General features: G+C 65.7%; 18 protein-coding genes. 6 read left to right on the top strand and 12 right to left on the bottom strand.

Annotation, left to right across the window (positions count from 1 at the left end):
• Positions 1-27: 27 nt before the first annotated feature.
• Complete coding sequence (locus tag BLQ74_RS18685; RefSeq protein WP_090264945.1) at positions 28-948, bottom strand: LysR substrate-binding domain-containing protein; 921 nt, start codon at positions 946-948, stop codon at positions 28-30.
• A gap of 143 nt (positions 949-1,091) precedes the next feature.
• Here BLQ74_RS18685 and BLQ74_RS18680 point away from each other — a divergent pair, with 143 nt between their 5' ends.
• Positions 1,092-2,501 carry a NorM family multidrug efflux MATE transporter gene (locus tag BLQ74_RS18680; protein ID WP_090264943.1) on the top strand — a complete coding sequence of 470 codons (1,410 nt, stop codon included), beginning with the start codon at positions 1,092-1,094 and terminating at the stop codon, positions 2,499-2,501.
• On the opposite strand, the gene BLQ74_RS18675 is transcribed toward BLQ74_RS18680, so the two are convergent.
• Positions 2,473-4,152 carry a putative bifunctional diguanylate cyclase/phosphodiesterase gene (locus BLQ74_RS18675; RefSeq protein WP_090264941.1) on the bottom strand — a complete coding sequence of 560 codons (1,680 nt, stop codon included), beginning with the start codon at positions 4,150-4,152 and terminating at the stop codon, positions 2,473-2,475. The two genes, BLQ74_RS18680 and BLQ74_RS18675, sit on opposite strands and share 29 nt — an antisense overlap.
• Positions 4,153-4,443: 291 nt before the next feature.
• Between BLQ74_RS18675 and rep the strand changes: the two genes are divergently transcribed.
• Both rep and BLQ74_RS18665 read left to right on the top strand, forming a co-directional pair.
• Positions 4,444-6,453, top strand: a complete 2,010-nt coding sequence (rep, locus tag BLQ74_RS18670; RefSeq protein WP_090264939.1) for a DNA helicase Rep — start codon at positions 4,444-4,446, stop codon at positions 6,451-6,453.
• Positions 6,454-6,669: 216 nt separating this feature from the next.
• On the top strand, positions 6,670-7,242 hold the full coding sequence (locus tag BLQ74_RS18665; RefSeq protein ID WP_090264937.1) for a xanthine phosphoribosyltransferase: 573 nt from the start codon (positions 6,670-6,672) through the stop codon (positions 7,240-7,242).
• Between the two features lie 66 nt (positions 7,243-7,308).
• Here the strand turns inward: BLQ74_RS18665 and BLQ74_RS18660 are convergent, their stop codons facing one another.
• The 8 genes from BLQ74_RS18660 to BLQ74_RS18625 form a co-directional block, all read right to left on the bottom strand.
• A complete protein-coding gene (locus tag BLQ74_RS18660) occupies positions 7,309-7,740 on the bottom strand; it encodes a c-type cytochrome (RefSeq protein ID WP_342028958.1) in 432 nt (143 codons plus the stop codon).
• 161 nt (positions 7,741-7,901) lie between these two features.
• Positions 7,902-8,450: a cupin domain-containing protein gene (locus BLQ74_RS18655; RefSeq protein WP_090264933.1), complete on the bottom strand. Its 549-nt coding sequence runs from the start codon at positions 8,448-8,450 to the stop codon at positions 7,902-7,904.
• A 179-nt stretch (positions 8,451-8,629) separates the two neighbouring features.
• Positions 8,630-9,703: an alanine racemase gene (alr, locus tag BLQ74_RS18650; protein ID WP_090264931.1), complete on the bottom strand. Its 1,074-nt coding sequence runs from the start codon at positions 9,701-9,703 to the stop codon at positions 8,630-8,632.
• Positions 9,704-9,784: 81 nt separating this feature from the next.
• The gene (locus tag BLQ74_RS18645) at positions 9,785-10,138 is read right to left on the bottom strand and encodes a RidA family protein (RefSeq protein ID WP_090264929.1); all 354 of its coding nucleotides are present in this window, start codon (positions 10,136-10,138) and stop codon (positions 9,785-9,787) included.
• Positions 10,113-11,408: a D-amino acid dehydrogenase gene (gene dadA, locus BLQ74_RS18640; RefSeq protein ID WP_090264927.1), complete on the bottom strand. Its 1,296-nt coding sequence runs from the start codon at positions 11,406-11,408 to the stop codon at positions 10,113-10,115. The genes BLQ74_RS18645 and dadA overlap by 26 nt, the downstream gene beginning before the upstream one ends.
• Before the next feature lie 351 nt (positions 11,409-11,759).
• The gene (locus tag BLQ74_RS18635) at positions 11,760-12,104 is read right to left on the bottom strand and encodes a YdbL family probable chaperone protein (protein ID WP_090264925.1); all 345 of its coding nucleotides are present in this window, start codon (positions 12,102-12,104) and stop codon (positions 11,760-11,762) included.
• An 11-nt stretch (positions 12,105-12,115) separates the two neighbouring features.
• Complete coding sequence (locus BLQ74_RS18630) at positions 12,116-12,307, bottom strand: YnbE family lipoprotein (protein WP_090264923.1); 192 nt, start codon at positions 12,305-12,307, stop codon at positions 12,116-12,118.
• A 17-nt stretch (positions 12,308-12,324) separates the two neighbouring features.
• The gene (locus BLQ74_RS18625) at positions 12,325-14,895 is read right to left on the bottom strand and encodes an intermembrane phospholipid transport YdbH family protein (RefSeq protein ID WP_090264920.1); all 2,571 of its coding nucleotides are present in this window, start codon (positions 14,893-14,895) and stop codon (positions 12,325-12,327) included.
• Between the two features lie 167 nt (positions 14,896-15,062).
• On the opposite strand from BLQ74_RS18625, the gene dadR reads away from it, so the two are divergent.
• The 3 genes from dadR to BLQ74_RS18610 all read left to right on the top strand — a co-directional run bounded on the left by dadR (position 15,063) and on the right by BLQ74_RS18610 (position 18,574).
• The gene (gene dadR, locus BLQ74_RS18620; RefSeq protein WP_009614106.1) at positions 15,063-15,551 is read left to right on the top strand and encodes a transcriptional regulator DadR; all 489 of its coding nucleotides are present in this window, start codon (positions 15,063-15,065) and stop codon (positions 15,549-15,551) included.
• Positions 15,552-15,656: 105 nt separating this feature from the next.
• The gene (locus BLQ74_RS18615) at positions 15,657-16,976 is read left to right on the top strand and encodes an NAD(P)/FAD-dependent oxidoreductase (protein ID WP_090264918.1); all 1,320 of its coding nucleotides are present in this window, start codon (positions 15,657-15,659) and stop codon (positions 16,974-16,976) included.
• Between the two features lie 44 nt (positions 16,977-17,020).
• Positions 17,021-18,574: a phospholipase D family protein gene (locus BLQ74_RS18610; RefSeq protein ID WP_090264916.1), complete on the top strand. Its 1,554-nt coding sequence runs from the start codon at positions 17,021-17,023 to the stop codon at positions 18,572-18,574.
• A gap of 19 nt (positions 18,575-18,593) precedes the next feature.
• Here the strand turns inward: BLQ74_RS18610 and BLQ74_RS18605 are convergent, their stop codons facing one another.
• Positions 18,594-19,751 carry an MFS transporter gene (locus BLQ74_RS18605; RefSeq protein WP_090264915.1) on the bottom strand — a complete coding sequence of 386 codons (1,158 nt, stop codon included), beginning with the start codon at positions 19,749-19,751 and terminating at the stop codon, positions 18,594-18,596.
• Between the two features lie 301 nt (positions 19,752-20,052).
• Positions 20,053-21,546, bottom strand: a complete 1,494-nt coding sequence (locus tag BLQ74_RS18600; RefSeq protein ID WP_090264913.1) for an aldehyde dehydrogenase — start codon at positions 21,544-21,546, stop codon at positions 20,053-20,055.
• Between the last annotated feature and the right edge of the window lie 100 nt (positions 21,547-21,646).

Raw genomic sequence — 21,646 nt, 5'->3', positions numbered from 1 at the left:
GACAGGCCATGCCTGGAAGCGCCGCCGTTACTCCAGCAGCTCGACCTCCGGCAGGCGCATCGCCTGCAATTCGGCGAGGAGGAAATCGCGCAGGCGACGCAGGCGCTCCTGCTGGCGACGCGCCTTGGGCCAGACCAGGTAATAGCTTTCGCCGCTGGCCACCGCGCTCGGCCAGGGCAAGGCCAGGCGGCCCTGGTTGGCGTCTTCGGCGACCATCACCAGGTCACCGATGGACACCCCGTAACCACGCGCCGCCGCCACTATGCCCAGCTCCAGGGTGTCGAAGACCTGCCCACCCTTCAGCGATACCTGCTCGGCCAGCCCCATGCGCTGCAGCCAGCGCCGCCAGTCGCGGCGGTCGGGCGTCGGATGCAGCAGCTCGGCGCCAGCCAGGCGCTCGACAGTCCAGGAGCCCTCGCGCAGCAGCTCGGGAGCGCCCACCGGAATCAGCCACTCATGGAACAACAGGGTGCTTTCCCATTCTTCCGGGAAGCGTCCATTGCTGAGCAGCACCGCGCAGTCGAAGGGCTCCTGGGCAAAATTGACCCGGTCCACGTCCATCCAGGCGCTGGTCAGTTGCACTTCGATATCGCTGTTGTTCATGCGGAAGGCGCTCAGTCGCGCCAGCAGCCAACGCATGGTCAGGGTCGAGGGCGCTTTCAGGCGGAGGACGCCCTCTTCACTGCGCAAACTGGCGCAGGCGCGCTCCAGGGCATCGAAGCCATCGCGCAAGCCAGGCAGCAGCAGACGCGCCGGTTCGGTCAGGCGCAATTGGCGGCCCTGGCGCTGGAACAACTGGCAGTCGAAGTGCTCTTCGAGGGTGCGAACGTGCCGACTCACCGCACTCTGGGTGATCGCCAGCTCCTCGGCGGCACGGGTGAAAGAGGCATGGCGAGCGGCGGCCTCGAAGGCGCGCAAGGCATACAGCGGAGGCAGGCGACGGGTCATGGCAACCTTTCAGACATGAGTCAGACTCATGCATTGCATCGCTTTTTTCCTTTTGTGGGAAGTCCACGGCGCCCAGCAGAATGGCTCCAACCACGAACCGCCGAGGCCGCGTGCCGCCGCCTTCACTGAGCCAGACGCATTCCATGACTTCACCCTACCGCACCGAACTGCGGGCCATCCTGCGCCTGGCCGGGCCGCTGATCGCCGCCCAACTGGCCTATGTCGCCATGGTCTTCACCGACACCCTGATGATGGGCAAGCTCGGCCCGCAGGCCCTGGCATCCGGCGGGCTGGGCGCCTCCGCCTACGCCTTCGTGTCGACCCTGTGCAGCGGCGTGGTGGCCGCCAGCGGCAACCTGGTCGCCATCCGCCACGGCGCGCGCGACAGCGCTGGCGTGGTACGGGCGACCCAGGCCGGACTCTGGGTCGCCCTCGGCCTGACCCTGCTCGCCGGGCTGCTGCTGTGGCACCTGCGGCCGGCGCTGCTGGCCTTCGGTCAGGCCGCCGAGACCGTGCAGGGCACCATGAGTTTTCTGCACAGCATCCTCTTCGCCCTGCCCGGCTTCCTGGCCTTCATGGTCTTGCGCGGCTTCACCAGCGCCATCGAGCGCAGCGGTCCGGTGATGGCCATCAGCGCGATCGGCGCCCTGGCCAACCTGGGACTGAACTACGCCTTCCTCGAAGGCTGGTTCGGCCTGCCCCGCCTCGGCCTGGCCGGGATAGGCCTGGTCAGCGCTGTGGTCATGAACCTGCTACCGCTGATCCTCGCCCTCTACCTGCGCTGGCACCCCGGCTATGCCCACTATCCGCTGCTGCGCGGCCTGCTCCGGCCGGACTGGCGCGGCATCGGTGAAACCCTGCGCCTGGGCCTGCCGATCGGCGGCACCTACGCGGTGGAGTCGGGGATGTTCAGCGTCGCCACCCTGTGCATGGGCGCCATCGGTGCCGGCGCCCTGGCCGCGCACCAGATCGCCATCCAGTCGGTGTACGTCGCCTTCATGCTGCCGGTGGGCATTTCCTACGCGGTGACCTTCCGCATCGGCCAGCACTACGGCGCCGGACGCCTGCTCGAAGCACGGCGCAGCGGGCGCGTGGGCATCGGCTTCGGCGCCCTGTGCATGTTCGCTTTCGCGCTGTTGTTCTGGTTGGCGCCCAGGCCAGTCGTCGGCCTGTTCCTCGACCTCGACACGCCGGACAACCAGGCCGTGGTGCAACTGGCCGTGAGCCTGTTGGCGATCGCCGCCTGGTTCGAGCTGTTCGACGGCACCCAAAGCATCGCCATGGGCGCCCTGCGCGGCCTGAAAGATGCCCGCACCACCTTCCTCGTGGGCCTGGTCGGCTATTGGCTGGCCGGGGTGCCGCTGGCCTGGCTGCTGGCCTTCCCGCTCGGCTGGGGCGCGCCAGGCGTCTGGTGGGGGCTGGCGGCGGGGCTGGCGGCGGGGCTGGCCTGCACAGCGCTGGGCCTGTGCCTGGCCTTCGAGACGCGCAGCGCACGGCTGTTGCAGCCGCGCGCGCCGGCCACGCTCAGTTGCCCACTGAATCCTGCTGCTTGAGCGCGCGATTGGCGCCGAACACCAGGAAGCGCGCCAGTTCGGCCAGCGGCAGGGGCCGGCTGATCCAGTAGCCCTGGACCTGGTCGCTGCCGAACTGGCGCAATTGCATCTGCTGCTCGACGGTTTCCACCCCCTCGGCGACCACCTCCAGGTTGAGGTTGTGCGCCAGGTTGATCATCGCCCGCACCAACTGGCGATTCTCGGGGCGTTCGTGCATGCCGCCGACGAAGCTCTTGTCGATCTTCAGCAAGGTGATCGGCAGGCTATTGAGGTGCACGAAGGAGGAGAAGCCGGTGCCGAAATCGTCCAGGGAGAAACGCACGCCAAGTTGACCGAGGGCCTGCATGGTCTGCAGCACCTGGTCGCTGCGGCGCATCACCGCGGTTTCGGTGAGTTCGAACTCCAGCCAGCGGGCGTCCACGCCGCGCTCGGCGATCAGCCGTTGCAGGGTCGGCAGCAGTTGGCTGTCCTGGAACTGGCGGAACGACAGGTTGATCGCCATGTGCAACGGCGGCAACCCGCGTCCGAGCAGCCATTGCATATCGCGCAGGGCCCGGGAAATCACCCAGTAGCCGAGCGGGATGATCAGCCCGCTCTCCTCGGCCAGCGGAACGAAATCGCCCGGGGTGAGCAGACCGCGCGCCGGATGCCGCCAGCGCACCAGCGCCTCCAGGCCGACGATGCGCCCGCTCTCCAGGTCCATGCGCGGCTGATAGTGCAGCTCCAGCTCATCGCGGCGCAGCGCGCGGCGCAACTCGCTCTCCAGGTCGGCCAGGCTGCGCGCGCCGCGGTTAACGCGCTCGTCGAAGATGTGGAAGGTGCAGCCCTGGCGGATCTTCGCGTGCTGCATGGCGATATGCGCGTGCCACATCAGCGGGTCGGCGCTGTCGCCGGCACGGGCGTGGGCGACACCCAGGCTGCACCCCAGCAGCAGGCTTTCACCCTCGACCCAGTAGGGTTCGCCGAGCACCTCGGTGATCCGCTCGGCCAAGCGCGCGGCACGCTGACCGTCACGCCGGGTATCCAGCAACAGGGCGAATTCGTCGCTGCCCAGGCGGGCCAGGTGGTCGCCGTTGTCCAACTCGGCCCTCAGGCGTGCCACCACTTGCAGGATCAGCCGGTCGCCGGCCTGGTGGCCAAGGGCGTCGTTGACGTGGCGGAAGTTATCCAGATCGAGATGGCCGAGGACCAGCCCGCGCCCGTCGAACTCGCTAAGGCGCGCGGCAAGCAGTGTCTGGAAACCTTGGCGGTTGGCGATGCCGGTCAGCGGGTCCTGCTCGGCCAGGCGCTGCAGGGTGGTCTGCAGGCCGGAGCGCTCGCGGGCGTAGCGCAGGGCACGGCGCAGCACTTCGCTGTTGAGGTGGGCGGGAACCAGCCAATCGACGACCCCCGCCGGCGGCTCGGCGGGCTCCTGCTCCAGCAGCAGGATCATCGGCAGATGGCAGTTGCGTGCGGAAGGCAGCTTGCGCGGGGTAGCCAGCAGCAGGCCGATCTGGTCTTCCTCGAAGAGGCTGCTGGCCGCTTCCCAGGAAGGCGCAGTAATCAGCGAGTAAGCCGACCCCAGCGCGGCGAGATGCTCACGCAGCAGTTGGGCCCACTGTGGCGTTTCCGCCAGCAGGAGCAGGCGCGTTGGTTCCAACGACGCTGCCAAGCGACCCCCATTCATTGAGATGAGACGATCCAGGAGCGCCTTCCCTTGCGCCGGTCATCCCGGTTCGAACCCCTCGCGCCTCGGGCAAAAAGAGAGAAGCCACGGGGAATTCCGAGAAACTCTTCAGAGTTTTCTTCAAGTATTACCGACACAAGCCTAATACAAAGATGTATTTATCCAAAACCGCGAAGCTCGACCCCGTCACAGATCGCCGCTTTTCCGCCCGCCGCCACAGCCCGGAGGCAGCCTGATAGAATAGCCGCCCGCTTCGCTACAGACCCTTCTCCCCCCATGTCCCGACTCAACCCTCGGCAACAGGAAGCCGTGAATTACGTCGGCGGCCCCCTGCTGGTGCTGGCCGGCGCCGGTTCCGGCAAGACCAGCGTGATCACCCGCAAGATCGCCTACCTCGTCCAGCAGTGCGGCATCCGCGCCCAGTACATCGTTGCGGTGACCTTCACCAACAAGGCCGCGCGCGAGATGAAGGAGCGCGTCGGCACCCTGCTGCGTCCCGGCGAGGGCAAGGGCCTGACGGTCTCGACCTTCCACAACCTGGGCCTGAACATCATCCGCAAGGAATACGCCGCGCTCGGCTACAAGCCGGGCTTCTCGATCTTCGACGAGAGCGACGTGAAGGCGCTGATGACCGACATCATGCAGAAGGAGTATTCCGGGGACGATGGCATCGACGAGATCAAGAACCTCATCGGCGCCTGGAAGAACGACCTGATCCTGCCCGAAGAGGCGCTGGAGAAAGCGCGCAATCCCAAGGAACAGACCGCGGCGATGGTCTACCTGCACTACCAGCGCACCTTGCGCGCATACAACGCCGTGGATTTCGACGACCTCATCCTGCAACCGGTGAAACTGTTCCAGGACAACCCGGAGATCCTCGACAAGTGGCGCAACCGCGTGCGCTACATGCTGGTCGACGAATACCAGGACACCAACGCCAGCCAGTACCTGCTGGTGAAGCTGCTGGTGCAGCAGCGCGCGCATTTCACCGTGGTCGGCGACGACGACCAGTCGATCTACGCCTGGCGCGGCGCGCGCCCGGAAAACCTGATGCAACTGAAGGATGACTTCCCCTCGCTGAAGGTGGTGATGCTGGAGCAGAACTACCGCTCCACCAGCCGCATCCTCAAATGCGCCAACGTGCTCATCGCCAACAACCCGCACGTGTTCGAAAAGCAGTTGTGGAGCGAGATGGGCGAAGGCGACCCGATCCGGGTGATCCGCTGCCGCAACGAGGAAGCCGAGGCCGAGCGGGTGGCCATGGAAATCCTCACCATCCACCTGAAGACCCAGCGGCCATACAGCGAATTCGCCATCCTCTACCGCGGCAACTACCAGGCCAAATTGATCGAGCTGAAGTTGCAGCACCACCAGATCCCCTACCGACTGTCCGGCGGCACCAGCTTCTTCGGGCGCCAGGAAGTGAAGGACCTGATGTCCTATTTCCGCCTGCTGGTGAACCCGGACGACGACAACGCCTTCCTCCGCGTGATCAACGTGCCACGCCGCGAAATCGGCTCGGCGACCCTGGAGAAGCTCGGCAATTACGCCACCGAGCGCGGCACCTCGATGTTCAATGCCTGCGACGAAATCGGCCTCGGCGAGCACCTCGACAGCCGCTATGTCGAACGACTGCAACGCTTCAAGCGCTTTATCGAAAAGGTCCGCGAGCAGTGCGCCGGCAATGACCCGATCGGCGCCCTGCGCAGCATGGTGATGGACATCGACTACGAGAACTGGCTACGGCAGAACGCCTCCAGCGACAAGGTCGCCGACTTCCGCATGGGCAACGTCTGGTTCCTCATCGATGCGCTGAAGAACACCCTGGAGCGCGACGAAGAAGGCGACATGACCATCGAGCAGGCCATCGCCAAGCTGGTCCTGCGCGACATGCTGGAACGCCAGCAGGAAGAGGAAGACGGCGCCGAGGGCGTGCAGATGATGACCCTGCATGCCTCCAAGGGGCTGGAGTTCCCCTACGTCTTCATCCTCGGCGTGGAGGAGGAAATCCTCCCGCACCGCTCCAGCATCGAGGCCGACACCATCGAGGAAGAGCGGCGCCTGGCCTATGTCGGCATCACCCGGGCGAAGAAGAACCTGGCCATGACCTTCGCCGCCAAGCGCAAGCAGTACGGCGAGATCATCGACTGCTCGCCGAGCCGCTTCCTCGACGAGCTGCCGCCGGAAGACCTGATCTGGGAAGGGCAGGAAGACGCGCCGCAGGAGGTCAAGGCAGCCAAGGGCAATGCGGCGCTGGCGGATATTCGCGCGCTGCTCAAGCGCTGACGGATCGCTCACCCGCCCCGCGCGTTCGCCGGGGCGCAGGCACCGGGGAGCGCGGGTGCATGCGGTAGCCGCGCGAAAACGGGGTTGTCCACGGCTACAACGACAACCTGTCCATTCGATCAGCTTTACTTCTGTCGGAACGTCGCGCAAGGCGCCGCTTCCAAGGTAGAATTACGCGCTTCATCAGCGGCAGTGACCCCGCCAGGAAGCCCCCAATTGGACATTCTCAAAGACAAAATCCGTAGCGAAGGCATCGTTCTTTCCGACCAGGTTCTCAAGGTAGACGCCTTCCTCAACCACCAGATCGACCCGCTGCTGATGAAGCAGATCGGTCACGAGTTCGCCGAGCGCTTCCGCGGCCAGGGCATCACCAAGATCGTCACCATTGAGGCTTCCGGCATCGCTCCGGCGGTCATGGCCGGCCTGGAGCTGGGCATTCCGGTGATCTTCGCGCGCAAGTTCCAGTCGCTGACGTTGAAGAACGACCTGCTGATTTCCAAGGTGTTCTCCTTCACCAAGCAGACCGAAAGCACCATCGCCATCTCCGCCAAGCACCTGAGCCGCGCCGACCACGTGCTGGTGATCGACGACTTCCTCGCCAACGGCCACGCCGCCAAGGCGCTGATCGACCTGATCAGCCAGGCCGGGGCAAGCATCGCCGGCCTGGGCATCGTCATCGAGAAATCGTTCCAGGACGGCCGCGCGCTGCTGGAAAGCGAAGGCTACCGGGTGGAATCCCTGGCTCGGGTGAAATCGCTGCAAGGCGGGCAGGTCGAGTTCCTCGACTGACCGATGCGCATCGCGCAGACACGAAAAAGCCGCCCGTAGGCGGCTTTTTCACAACATGCCGGCGAATTACAGGCCGGACATGTGCTTGATCGCGGCTTTCAGCTCGTCGTCCGAGCAGTCGGCACAGGTGCCTTTCGGCGGCATGGCGTTGAAGCCGGAAATGGCTTTGGCCAGCAGAGCGTCGAGACCACCCTGGTCCTTCGCGCGCTTGCCCCAGTCGGCCTTGTCGCCGATCTTCGGCGAACCCAGCAGGCCGGTGCCATGGCAGTTGGTGCAGACCTTGCCGACGATCTCTTCGCCAGAACGCGGCGCACCGCCACCGGCACCCGCGGAAGCCACGGCGCCAACGCCCTCGCATTCCTTGCCCTGGACGCAGACCTTACCCACCGGCTCGAGACGCTTGGCGATCGCGTCATCGTTGGTCGTGGCCTGAGCGCTTGCGGCCAACAGGGCCAGCACGGCAGCTTGAGCCACCAGCATTTTTTTAATCAGGTTCACCCTTTCACCCTCATCGTGGCTTATCACGCCCGGGCACGGTTTTCATCGTAGTCTAGGTCGCGCGGGCGGCGGCCAGTATAACGACAAAAATTACCGGGTCGAAACAATTGCGAGGCCCCTGAAGGCCTTGCGGCGTTAGGTCGCAGGCGGCTCAGCCGCCTCTAAAAATTTGCCGGAGTTGTCGCGCTTATCAACCTCGCCGGCACATCGAAAGGGTTGCGGAAACGGTGCGGGCGGGTGCTGTCGAAATAATAGCTGTCGCCACTCTCGAGGATGTAGACCTCGTCGCCGACGGTCAGCTCGAGCCGGCCCTCGACCAGTACGCCGGTCTCTTCGCCCTCATGGGCATACATGTCATTGCCCGTGTCGGAACCCGGTGGGTAGGTCTCGTCGAGCAGGGTGATGGACCGGCTGGGGTAGGCCTTGCCGATCAGCTTCATGACGATCTCACCGCTGGACATGTCGCTCAGTTCGTCTGCCTTGTAGACCACCTGCGTATTGCTGTCCTGCTCGATGTCGAGGGAGAAGAACTCCACCAGGGACATCGGAATACCGCTCAGCACCTTCTTCAACGAGCTGATCGAGGGGCTCACGCTGTTCTTCTCGATCATCGAGATGGTGCTGTTGGTGACGCCCGCGCGCTTGGCGAGTTCACGCTGGGACAGCCCTTTGAGCTTACGGATGGCTTGCAGACGAGCACCGACGTCCAAGGGTGGGGTCCTCCTTATTTCTTGTTCTGGCGGGCTGTAAAGGCAGAACCCGCCAACGGCTGACGCCGAGCGGGTTCCAAGTGCTCCGTATCATGGCAACACCGTTCAGTATTTACAACAGATCGAGCCCTGAATGCCGGATGAGTTTTTACAGCCTCGGCCAGACGTCGGTCGCGCGATCAGTCGCCGCTGTAGACCCGCGGAACCCGCTTGAGGTTGCAGAACAGTTGATAAGGAATGGCGCCGCACAGGCTGGCCAACTGGCTGGCCGGCACCTGGGCGCCCCAGAGTTCGACGCGGCTGCCCAGACCGGCACCCGGCAAATCGGTGAGATCGACGGTGAGCATGTCCATGGAGACGCGACCGATGATCCGGCTCGGCTTGCCATCGACGAATACCGGGGTGCCGTCCGGGGCGTGGCGCGGATAGCCGTCGGCATAGCCCATGGCGACCACGCCGACGCGCACCGGACGCTCGGCGACGTAACGCGCGCCGTAGCCCACCGGCTCGCCCGCGGGCAGTTCGCGGACGCTGATCACCTTGGACTCCAGGGTCATGACCGGACGCAACTGGTCGGCCAGGGGATGCGCCTGCTCGAAGGGCGTGGCGCCGTAGAGCATGATGCCCGGACGCACCCAGTCGCTGGGCACGCTCGGCCAGCCGAGGATGCCGGGCGAATTGCGCAGGCTGACTTCGTTGCTCAGCCCGGCACGTACAGCCTCGAAAACAGCGACCTGTTCTTCCGTGCGGCGGCAGTCCAGCTCGTCGGCACGCGAGAAGTGGCTCATCAGCACCACCTTGCCGACGTGCGGCAGGGCTTGCAGGCGCGCCAGGGCGGCGGCGTAGTCCTGCGGGAAGAAGCCGACCCGGTGCATCCCCGAATCCATCTTCAGCCAGATCGTCAGCGGCTTGGCCGGACGCGCACGCTCCAGCGCCTCCAGTTGCCAGGCCGAATGCACCACGCACCAGAAATCATGACGCTCGATCAATTCCAGCTCGCTGGCTTCGAAAAAGCCCTCCAGCAGCAGGATGGGCGCACGGATACCGGCGTCGCGCAGCTCCAGCGCCTCTTCGATGCAGGCCACGGCGAAGCCGTCGGCTTCCGCTTCCAGCGCCTTGGCACAGCGCACCGCACCGTGTCCGTACGCGTCCGCCTTGACCACTGCCAGGGCGCGCGCGCCGCTGACTTCGCGGGCCAGTCGGTAATTGTGGCGCAGGGCCTGGAGATCGATCAGGGCACGGGCTGGACGCATGGCGAGAACTCTCTACTTATGGGTGCGACGAAAAACAGGTGAAAAAAAGCCCGGCGTTCCGGCCGGGCCACACGCAACGGTTTACGGCAGTGCCGCGATGACCGACATCTCCACCAGAATCTCAGGCTCGCAGAGCTTGGCTTCCACGGTGGCGCGGGCCGGGGCGACGCCTTGCGGCAACCACTGGTCCCAGACGCTGTTCATGCCGGCGAAATCGGCATCGATGTCCTTCAGGTAGATGGTCACCGAGAGGATGCGGGTCTTGTCGGTACCGGCCTCTTCCAGCAGGCGCTCGATGTGGGCCAGCGTCTCGCGGGTCTGCTGTTCGACGCCCGCGGCCATGTCGTCGCCGACCTGGCCGGCGAGGTAGACAGTGCCGTTGTGGACGACGATCTGGCTCAGGCGCTCGTTAGTGTGCTGGCGCTGGATGGGCATTCTGGCTCTCCGGGGATTTGCTGTAGCGGGAAATATCCAGGCCTTCGGTGCTGATCTGTGGGCGTTTCTTCGCCATCAGGTCGGCCAGGTAGCGGCCGGAGCCGCAGGCCATGGTCCAACCAAGGGTGCCATGGCCGGTGTTGAGGAACAGGTTACGGTAGCGGGTGCCGCCGACGATCGGGGTGCCGTCCGGGGTCGCCGGGCGCAGGCCGGTCCAGAACACTGCCTGGCTGACATCGCCGCCTTCCGGGTAGAGGTCGGTGGTGATCATTTCCAGGGTTTCGCGACGGCGCGGGTTCAGCGACAGGTCAAAACCGGCGATCTCGGCCATGCCGCCGACGCGGATGCGCTGATCGAAGCGGGTGATGGCGACCTTGTAGGTTTCGTCGAGGATGGTCGAGGTCGGCGCCATCTGCGGGTTGGTGATCGGCACGGTCAGGGAATAGCCCTTGAGCGGGTAGACCGGTGCATCGATGCCCAGTGGCTTGAGCATCTGCGGCGAGTAGCTGCCCAGCGCCAGCACGTAATGATCGGCGGTCAGCAGCTCGCCATCGACCCACACGCCGTTGATGCGGTCGCCAGCGAAGTCCAGGCGCTGAATGTCCTTGCCGAAGCGGAACTCCACACCCAGGCCCTGGGCCAGTTCGGCGAGCTTGGTGGTGAACATCTGGCAGTCGCCGGTCTGGTCATTGGGCAGGCGCAAGGCGCCGACCAGCTTGTCGGCGACCTTGGCCAGCGCCGGTTCGACGCGGGCGATGCCGGCGCGGTCCAGCACTTCATAAGGCACGCCGGAGCTTTCCAGCACGGCAATGTCCTTGGCGGCGGCATCGAGCTGCTCCTGGGTGCGGAACAGCTGGGTGGTGCCAAGGGTGCGGCCTTCGTAGGCAATGCCGGTTTCGGCGCGCAGTTCGTCGAGGCAGTCACGGCTGTACTCGGACAGACGGACCATGCGCTCCTTGTTGATGGCGTAACGCTCGGCGGTGCAGTTGCGCAGCATCTGCAGCATCCAGGCGTACTGGCTGGGGTCGGAGGTGAGCTTGATGGCCAGCGGCGCGTGCCGCTGCAGCAGCCACTTCATGGCCTTCAGCGGGATGCCCGGGGCGGCCCAGGGCGACGCGTAGCCGGGGGAAACCTGGCCGGCGTTGGCGAAGCTGGTTTCCAGGGCCGGGCCGGCCTGACGGTCGACCACGACCACTTCGAAGCCGGCACGGGCCAGATAGTAAGCACTCGCGGTACCGATCACACCGCTGCCAAGCACCAGAACGCGCATCGCTGCCTCCTACATCGCGTGTAGGCACGCGACGTTTTTTATTTTGAACGAAGATGCGCGCAGTATAGGAAGTCACCCACAGAAATAATCACCATTTAAGAGGGATTAATTGCGGAAAATTCTTGGCAAAAAGCCAGTTCATGGAGGCACATTCACCATGAAAGCGCAAAAACGACCAGAAATTGGTCTAGCCGAAAACGCTGATTGAATCGTGCTTTCAGAAAGGAATTTCGTACATCACTCGCTACACAGGAGTTATTCCCGCGCGAGGGTCGCGGCACGGGAATAACCGCCACGGCGACCCTCGGTCGCAGGCGCCGCCCGATGGACGGCGCAACCAGGGAATTTCCCTTACTTACGCACCCACTTGCCGTTGACCTGGATGTACTGCCCCGCCGGCGTACGCTCCATGGCCTTCTGCCCGGCCACGCTTTCCACGTCGCTGAGCTTGGCGCCACTGTCGCTGGCCACCTTCTGGTATTGGGCGCGGCGCGCGGCGTTGATCTGGCTGGCGATGTCCGCCGCCTGGCCGCCATTACCGACCACACCGAGGTAGCCGTTGGGCTGCTCACCGACCAGGCCTTGCGCCTTGGCCGCGCCAAGGGCGGCCATGGCCTGTTCCAGGTTCATCGCCAGGGCCGGCAGGCTGACGCAGAGGGCCAGCAGCGCGACGCCGAGTTTGCTGCGCAGTGTCATGAAAGAGCTCCTCAGAACAGACCGCTGTTCTTGTTGATGATGCCGTCCAGGGCCTTGTCGACCCTGATGTAGATGTCGTGCTCGATCTTCACGTTCAAGTTGATGTTGATCGGCTCCTTGGGGGCCGCTAACTGGACCGTCGGCGTACAGCCCTGGCAAAGACCGAGCAGAGCCAGGACGGCGAATACAGCGCACAGGCGCATGCGGGTTCTCCTTGCGGTCATGGCGCGGCGGGCGGGCGGTTGCGCAGACGTTCCTGCACGCGCTTGCGGATGGTTTCGCTGACCCGGTCGCTCAATTGCAGACTGGTCAGCAGGGCCGGCACATTCTCCTCCAGGTTGACGTTGAGGTTGATCGGCCGCCCCTGCTCCAGCGCAGGATTGCGGCCACTCAGGCTGAAGCCGAGCAGCAAACGGCCGCCCTCAGCATAATCCACCGTGCTGGACAGGCGCTCGTAATGGAAATCGTCGAGGGTACTGGCAACCAGTTGCATGGCCGGATTGCTCTGGCCGAGGGCGCGGACCTTCTCCGAGCGGAACTGCAGGATGCCCGGCTGCCGCGCCGCCACCTGGCCACCCTGGATGCGCAGGCTGCCATTGACGAACTGCACGGGCAGTTCGCCGTCGAGCACACCGCTGCCGGCCAGGCCCTCGGCCGGATAGGCCTTGAGTATTTCTTCCAGGGAAAGACCTTGCAGATGCAGGACCTGAGGCGGACTGCTCGCCGCCAGGTCGAGTCCGCCCGGCGCCAGCCAGGTGCGACCGCCGAACAGCTGCAATTCCGCCTGCTGCCACTCCACACGCCCACTCAGCAACGCGCCCAGGGTCGTGGCATAGCTGCCCTGGAATTGCAGCGGGCCGAGCGACACCCCCGGGTTCAACTGCTCGACGCGCAACTGCGGCAACTGCAGGCTGAGCGCCGCACCGCGCAGCAGCGCCTGCATGTGGGCATCCAAGCCATGCACCTCGCTGCGGTCGTAGATGCCTGCCAGGGCGTGACACTCCAACGCCTGGTCGAGGCTCTGCGCTTGCCCCCGCGCCGGCAGTTTCCAGTCGAGCCGGCCACTCAGGCGGCCGCTGTCGAGGCTGAGCAATTCGGGCCAGTCGGCCAGCGTGGCGGCCCATGGATTCGCGCCGGCCAGCTGAATCTCCGGCAACTGCGCCGCCAGGCTCAGCGCGCCATCGTCCGCGCGCTGCAGGTCGACCTCGGCGAGCAGAGCCGCGCTGTTCTGCAAGCGACCCTGCAGGTGCAGCCGCGTCAGGCTGGCGCTGACCTGGCCCTGATAGTTCCAGGCCAGCGGGTGCAGATGCGCCTGGCGCAACTCGCCCACCGCCAGTTGCAGCGGACCGTCGACGTTCAGGCTGAACGGCTGGGCGGCCGCGTAGCCCGCCTGCAGGGTGCCCTTGCCGAAGACGGCACTCAGTTTGCCGGCTCGCAGCGCTTGCGGCCCCTTCAGCTCACCGGCCTGCAGCTTGGCGCCTGCGGCGATGGACAGGCTCGCTCCCTGGCGATCCAGATGGCCGTCGAAGGGCAGGTCGAAGCGGGCATCGTCCACGCGCAGCCCCGGCAGCTCCAGATGCGGCACCTGGCCCCGCAGGCGGCCATCGCGCCAGTGCAGGTCGAGGGAGCTGAGTTCGGCCAGGCTCAAACGCCCCTGCACGCGCATATCGGCGGCACCGGCAGCGTGCAGATCGAGTCGAACGCTACCTGCCTCATCGTCCACGCCAGGGTCCAGGCGCAACGTCAGCAGCGCCGGACGCAAGCCCACCGGCAGCCGCTGCAACCAGTCGCCATACAGATCGGTCAGGCGCAGATCGCCACTGAGCAGCGTGGGTTGCCAGCCGGCCTGCGCGGCGGAGGCGGCCACCTGCAAGTCGCCCTGCAAGCTGCCCACCCCGGGCACCGGCCAGGGCTCCGGCAACTGCATGACCAGCTCGGCACTGCCACGCGCGCCCTGCACACCGGCCCAGTCGGGCCAGGGACTGTCGCCGGCCAGCGATGTGTCCCAGGCGAGGCGAAAACGCCCGGCCTCGGGGAGCGACATCGGCAGGATCGGCGCCGGCAACCACATTGATAGCCAGTTGCGAATCGCTTCCAACGGCGGCACGCCCGGTGTCGCCAGCGTGCCGCTCCAGTGTCGGGTAGCCGGCTCCCAGGCGGCGTCGAGCGTGGCCAGGCGCTGGCCATCGAGGGACGAATCGAGATTCAGCTGCCAGGCTGCGTTCTCCGGCCGCAGGACGCCATTCACGCCCAACTGCCGGCCGCCCTGGCGCAACTCGGCGCTCAGCCCCCCTGCATTTCCGGGCAACTGAGTCCACTGCAGGCTGCCGTTCAGGGTGCAACGCTGAGCCCTGGCACAGGGCAGTTCAAGGGACAGATGGTCGAGCGCCAGGTGTCCGGGCAGCCAGGCCAGCCAGCGGCTCACGCGTTCAGGAGCGGGCAGCGCGGTCGCCTCAGCCTCAGCCTCAGCCTCCGGCGCGGACCAGAACTGTAGCGTCAGATCGCTGACCGACAGCTCGCTCAGCCGCCAGCGGCCCTCGGCGCGCCCTGGCCAGCCCAGGCGCAGTGACTGGGCACTGGCGTCGAGGCGACCGCCGCCAGCTACTTGGCGCTGCAGTGCCAGGTGATCCAGGGAAAACCCCTGCCAGGAAAGGTGCAAACCCTGCCATTGGGTCAGGCTGATGCCTTGGCTGGCGAGCAGGCGCTGAGCACCCAGCCAGAGCCCGACGCCGAGCGATGCGAGGATCAACACGAGCAGCAGAAGCAGTGTCCGCGCGCGGGGTAGCGACATGCCGAACTCCAGTGGCCAGGTGTGCGAGCCGGGGCTCCCGGCCGGCGCAGCGCATCCAAGGCTGGCGAGCGGCGCCGGGAAGATCAAGTCCCAGTGATATTCACTGGCTTAACGACTATATTTGGCGACAATCCCCAATCATCTGAACTCCGCCAGAGCCAGCGCTCATGAGAACTCAGCACCAAAGCCGCCGCGAACTGGACAAGATCGACCGCAATATCCTGCGCATCCTCCAGGAAGAAGGGCGTATCTCCTTCACCGAACTGGGCGAGCGCGTCGGCCTGTCCACCACTCCCTGCACCGAGCGCGTGCGGCGCCTGGAGCGCGAAGGGATCATCATGGGCTACAACGCCCGCCTGAACCCGCAATACCTCAAGGCTAGCCTGCTGGTATTCGTCGAGATCAGCCTGGACTACAAATCGGGCGATACCTTCGAGGACTTCCGCCGCGCCGTACTCAAGCTGCCGCATGTCCTGGAATGCCATCTGGTGTCCGGCCACTTCGACTACCTGGTGAAGGCACGCATCTCGGAAATGGCGTCTTACCGCAAGCTGCTCGGCGACATCCTGCTCAAGCTGCCACACGTGCGCGAGTCGAAGAGCTACATCGTCATGGAAGAGGTCAAGGAAAGCCTGACCTTGCCTATTCCCGACTGATCGCAACATTTTGCCGGGCTTTTCCTGAATCCCCCCTTGGCGGGGCGGGAAAACGGCGTTTATCCTGTGTCAAATTTTAACAACACGCCAATCAGGATATCGCACATGAACGCCCGCGTTCGCCTCCCGGTGCACACCGACCTGCACGCCCCGTCCTATTACGCCGCGACCGTCAGCCGACGCATCGAGTGCCCTCCCCTGGCCGGCGAGGAACAGGCGGACGTGTGCATCATCGGCGGCGGCTTTTCCGGGTTGAACACGGCGATCGAACTGGCCGAACGCGGCTTTTCCGTGGTGCTGCTGGAGGCCCACAAGATCGCCTGGGGCGCCAGCGGGCGCAACGGCGGCCAACTGATCCGCGGCGTCGGCCATGGCGTCGAGCAGTTCGAATCGGTGATCGGCAAGGACGGCGTGCGCCAGCTCAAGCTGATGGGCCTTGAGGCGGTGGAAATCGTCCGCCAGCGCGTCGAAAAATACGCCATCGACTGCGACCTCACCTGGGGCTACTGCGATCTGGCCAACAAGGCTTCGGACATCGAGGGCTTTCGCGAGGACTACGAAGAACTCAAGCGCCTCGGCTATGCCCATGAACTGCGCCTGATCGACAAGGCGCAGATGCGCAGCATCGTTGGCGCCGACTGCTATGTCGGCGGCCTGGTCGACATGGGTTCCGGCCATCTACACCCGCTCAACCTCGCCCTGGGCGAAGCCGCCGCGGCACAAAGCCTGGGCGTGCGCCTGTTCGAAGACTCGCGGGTCACCGCCATCGACTACGGCGTCGAGGTGCGCGTACGCACCGCCAAGGGCAGCGTGCGCGCCAAGACTTTGGTGATCGGCTGCAACGCCTACCAGAACGGCCTGAACAACTATCTGGACGGCAAGGTGCTGCCAGCCGGCAGCTATGTGATCGCCACCGAACCGCTGCCGGAGAAGCTGGCCCACGAGCTGCTGCCGCAGAACATGGCGGTCTGCGACCAGCGCGTGGCGCTGGATTATTACCGACTCTCCGCCGACCGGCGCCTGCTGTTCGGCGGCGCCTGCCACTATTCCGGACGCGATCCGGCGGACATCGCCGCCTACATGCGGCCGAAGATGCTCAAGGTATTCCCGCACCTGGCCGATGTGCGCATCGACTACCAGTGGGGCGGCATGATCGGCATCGGCGCCAACCGTCTGCCGCAGATCGGCCGCCTGTCCGACCAGCCCAACGTGTACTACGCCCAGGCCTATTCCGGCCACGGGGTGAACGCCACCCACCTGGCCGGCAAGCTGCTCGCCGAGGCCATCGCCGGCCAGCACAGCCAAGGCTTCGAGTTGTTCGCCAAGGTGCCGCACATCACCTTCCCCGGCGGCAAGTTGCTGCGTTCGCCGCTGCTCGCCCTGGGCATGGCCTGGTATCGCTTCAAAGAGGCACTCAGCGGGTAGAATCTGCGCATTTCCGCCCAGGCGGATGCGTCGGAGACTTTTGCTTGCTACCACGCCTGCTCCTGCTGGCGCTGCTGCTGCTCGGCGGCTGCGCCAGCGCGCCCATGCCCACCCCCTCGCACGCCTTGCCGGCGCGCGGCACGCCGTTGGGCGATGCCGTGCAACAACTGACGATGGCGCACTCAGGCGCCTCGGGCTTCCGCCTGCTGCCGTCGAGCAGCGACGCCTTCCTCGCCCGCGCCGAGTTGATCCGCGCCGCCCAGCGCAGCCTGGATATCCAGTACTACATCGTCCACGACGGCATCACCACCCGCGCCCTGGTCCGCGAACTGCTGCGTGCCGCCGACCGTGGCGTGCGTGTGCGCGTGCTGATCGACGACACCAGCAGCGACGGCTGGGACTACGAGATCGGCACCCTCGCCGCCCACCCGAACATTCAGGTGCGCCTGTTCAATCCGCTGCACCTGGGCCGCAGCACCGGCATCACGCGCAACCTCGGGCGCCTGTTCAACCTCGCCGAACAGCACCGGCGCATGCACAACAAACTGTGGCTGGCCGATGACAGCGTGGCCATCGTCGGCGGGCGCAATCTCGGCGACGAATACTTCGGCGCCAATGCCGCGATGAACTTCCGCGACCTCGACCTGCTCAGCGCCGGCCCGGTGGCCCACGAACTGGGGCAGAGCTTCGACCAGTACTGGAACAGCACCATCAGCCGGCCGATCCAGGACTATCTGTGGGACGCACCCGATGCCGACGAACTGGCGCGCGCACGCCGGCGCCTGGAGCACTACCTGGAGAAAAGCAAGGTACGTCACTCGGCCTACCTTGAGAGGCTGCGCCAGCGCAGCCTGACCTCGAACCTCTCGACCTGGCTGGACGACCTGGTCTGGGCGCCCGGCCGGGCGGTCTGGGACAATCCGCTGAAGGTGCTCGACGGCGGCGAAGCCAAACCGCAGCAGCAACTGAGCAGCCAACTGGCGCCGCTGTTCAACCAGGTCTCGCAGGAACTGATCCTGGTCTCCGCCTATTTCGTACCGACCAGCTCCGGCGTCGACTACCTGACCGAGCGCACCCGGAAGGGGGTCAGCGTGCGCCTGCTGACCAACTCACTGGAGGCCACCGACGTGCCGGCCGTACACGCCGGCTATGCGCCCTACCGCATGGTCCTGCTGGAGCACGGCGTGAAGCTCTATGAACTGCGCGCCCAACCGGACCAGCGCCTGGCCGGCGCGCCCTGGATGGTGCGCGGCTCCAGCAGCGCCAGCCTGCACAGCAAGGCGATCATCTTCGATCAGCGCCAGGTGTTCGTCGGCTCGTTCAACTTCGACCCGCGCTCGATCCTCTGGAACACCGAGGTCGGCGTCATCGTCGACAGCCCAGAGCTGGCCATGCAGGCCCGCAAGCTGGCCCTGGCCGGGATGTCACCGAGCGTCAGCTACCAGGTGCGCATCGACCACAGCGGCAGCCAGCCGCGGCTGTTCTGGACCGACGAGCGCAACGGTCACGTGCATGTCCTGCGCCATGAGCCGGGCAGCCTGTGGCGGCGCTTCAGCGCCTGGGCCGCTGGCGCCATCGGCCTGGAGAAAATGCTCTGACCGCATCGGCGCACGCCCATCAGCTCCTGGCTTCGAGCCCACTCGTCTCCACTGGTGGCAGCCCTTTGCGCCACAGCAACACCACGAAGCCAAAGGCGCCGGCGGCCATCATCATTGGCAGGGCGTGACCGCTGATCCACTGGCTCACCGCGCCGGTGGACAGCGGCCCGATCAGGCAACCAACGCCCCACAACTGGGCGATATGGGCATTGGCGCGAACCAGGGCGTCGTCGCGATAGCGCTCGCCGATCAGGATCAGCGCCAGGGTGAACAGCCCCCCGGCGCTGGCACCGAACAACACCAGCAGCGGCCAGATCAGCGGGCCATGCAGGAGCGCCGGGATGCCCAGGCTACTCAGCAGCAGGACGCTGCCACAGCCCTTGAACAGCGACTCGCGCGACACCCGGTCGGCCAACCAGCCGATCGGCAACTGCAACAAGGCATCGCCGACCACCACGGTGGTGACCATGGTCAGCGCCAACGCCTGACTGAAGCCCTGGCGCACCCCATAGACCGGCAGCAGCGTCAGGATCATCGCCTCGAAACCGGCGAACAGCACCACCGCCCAGGCGATCGCCGGCAGCTTGCCGCAGAAAGCCAGCAACCCGCGGCCCGACGTGCTGTGCGGATCGACCCTGGGCGCACCGCCACGCCCCAGGAGCAGCAGCGAACCGGCCACCAGCAGGCCGACGCCGATCCAGAAGCCGCGGTCGTCGGCAGTGCCGATGAAGGTCAGCAACACCGGGCCGGACAACTGGCTGAGGGCATAGCCGGTGCCATACAGCGCCACCAGGCGGCCCCGCCACTTCTCCACCGCCAACTGATTGATCCAGCTCTCGCCCAGGATGAACACCACGGTCAGTTGCACGCCGATCAGCAGGCGCAGCAGCAACCACACCGGGTAACTCTGCAGCAGAGCCAGCACGCCAATGGAGAAAGCCCCGCTGAGCAGGCAGAAACGCATCAACCGCGGCGTGCCGATGCGCGCGGCGAGACGCCCGGCAAGACTGGCGCCGAGCAGTACACCAACCGCCGGCGTCGCCGCCATCACGCCGATGGCGAAACTGCCGTACCCCCACCCTTCCAGGCGCAAGGACACCAGCGGCATGGTCAGGCCAAGGGCCAGGCCGATGCTGATGACCGATAGGCAGACAGCGAAATAGGCTCCCCAACGCATTGTCGTTCTCCCGTTCCATCCGGAGCGCGCTCCGGGTCCATCGATGAACCCGGCGCGCAATGCAAAACGGCCGGGCTCCCGAACAGGGAAACCCGGCCGCAGGTATGGCTCTTCAGCAGAGCCGGCCCTGGATACAGAGCCGACCTTGTGCAGCCTGAGCTGAGGAGTCCGCTACGGAGGGAACGAGCGAGCGTCAGGCAGGACGAGATCGGATTCGGACGCGCAGCGCAGGTCTGTCAATGAGCAGACCGACTCCGATCTCATCCCGGCATGGCCGACACGCAGCCCCGCCGAGCGAGACTTACAGCTTGATCCAGGTGGCCTTCAGCTCGGTGTACTTGTCGAAGGCGTGCAGCGACTTGTCACGGCCGTTGCCCGACTGCTTGAAGCCGCCGAACGGCGCGGTCATGTCGCCACCGTCGTACTGGTTGATCCACACGCTGCCGGCGCGCAGGGCCTTGCCGACCAGGTGTGCCTTGGACAGGTTGCTGGTCCACACCGCGGCCGCCAGGCCGTAGGGGGTGTCGTTGGCGATGCGCACGGCTTCCTCGGCGTCCTCGAACTCGATCACCGAGAGCACCGGGCCGAAGATCTCTTCACGGGCGATACGCATGGCGTTGCTCACCCCGTCGAAGATGGTCGGCTCGACGTAGGTGCCGCCGGTCTCTTCCAGTACGCGCTTGCCGCCGGCGACCAGCTTGGCGCCGTCGTCATGGCCGGCCTGGATGTAGCTCAGCACGTTGTTCATCTGGGTGGTGTCGACCAGCGCGCCAACGGTGGTTGCCGGGTCCAGCGGGTTGCCCGGTTTCCAGGCCTTGATCGCTTCGACCACCAGCGGCAGGAACTCGGCCTTGATCGATTTCTCCACCAGCAGGCGCGAACCGGCGGTGCAGACTTCGCCCTGGTTGAAGGCGATGGCGGCGGCGGCGGATTCGGCGGCGGCCTTCAGGTCCGGGGCGTCGGCGAAGACGATGTTCGGGCTCTTGCCACCGGCTTCCAGCCAGACGCGCTTCATGTTCGATTCGCCGGCGTAGACCATCAGTTGCTTGGCGATCTTGGTCGAGCCGGTGAACACCAGGGTGTCGACGTCCATGTGCAGGGCCAGGGCCTTGCCCACGGTGTGGCCGAAGCCCGGCAGGATGTTCAGTACACCTTTCGGAAGGCCGGCCTCGACCGCCAGTTGGGCGACGCGGATGGCGGTCAGCGGCGACTTCTCGGAGGGCTTGAGGATCACCGAGTTGCCGGTGGCCAGTGCCGGACCGAGCTTCCAGCAGGACATCAGCAGCGGGAAGTTCCACGGCACGATGGCGGCGACCACACCAACCGGCTCGCGGGTAACCAGGCCCAGCTCGTTATGCGGGGTGGCGGCGACTTCGTCGTAGACCTTGTCGATCGCCTCGCCGCTCCAGCGGATGCTGTTGGCGGCGCTGTTGACGTCGATGCTCAGCGAGTCACCGATCGGCTTGCCCATGTCCAGGGTTTCCAGCAGGGCCAGTTCTTCGGCGTGCTCGAGCATCAGCTCGGAGAAACGGATCATGACTTTCTTGCGCTTGGCCGGCGCCAGGCGCGACCAGACACCGGAGTCGAAGGTGGCACGGGCAACCTGCACGGCGCGCTCGGCGTCGGCGGCATCGCAACTGGCGACCTTGGCCAGGAAGCGGCCGTCCACCGGGCTGATGCAGTCGAAGGTCTGGCCGGAGGCGGCGTCGACGTATTCGCCCTGGATGAAGGCGCGGCCTTCGATCTTCAGGTTCTGGGCGCGAGCTTCCCAGTCGGCGCGAGTGAGGGTACTCATGACAACTTGTCCTCTTATTAATGTACTTATCGAAGTCTTGGCGCCCAGAAGACGGGCGCGCTGTCAAAAATTCTGCAAGGCGGCGCGAGGGCCACGCTGT

The sequence above is a fragment of the Pseudomonas panipatensis genome (assembly GCF_900099785.1).
Classification (GTDB): domain Bacteria; phylum Pseudomonadota; class Gammaproteobacteria; order Pseudomonadales; family Pseudomonadaceae; genus Pseudomonas; species Pseudomonas panipatensis.
The sequence above is the reverse complement of the archived record's forward strand: the minus strand, read 5'-3'. Positions and strand labels throughout refer to the sequence as shown.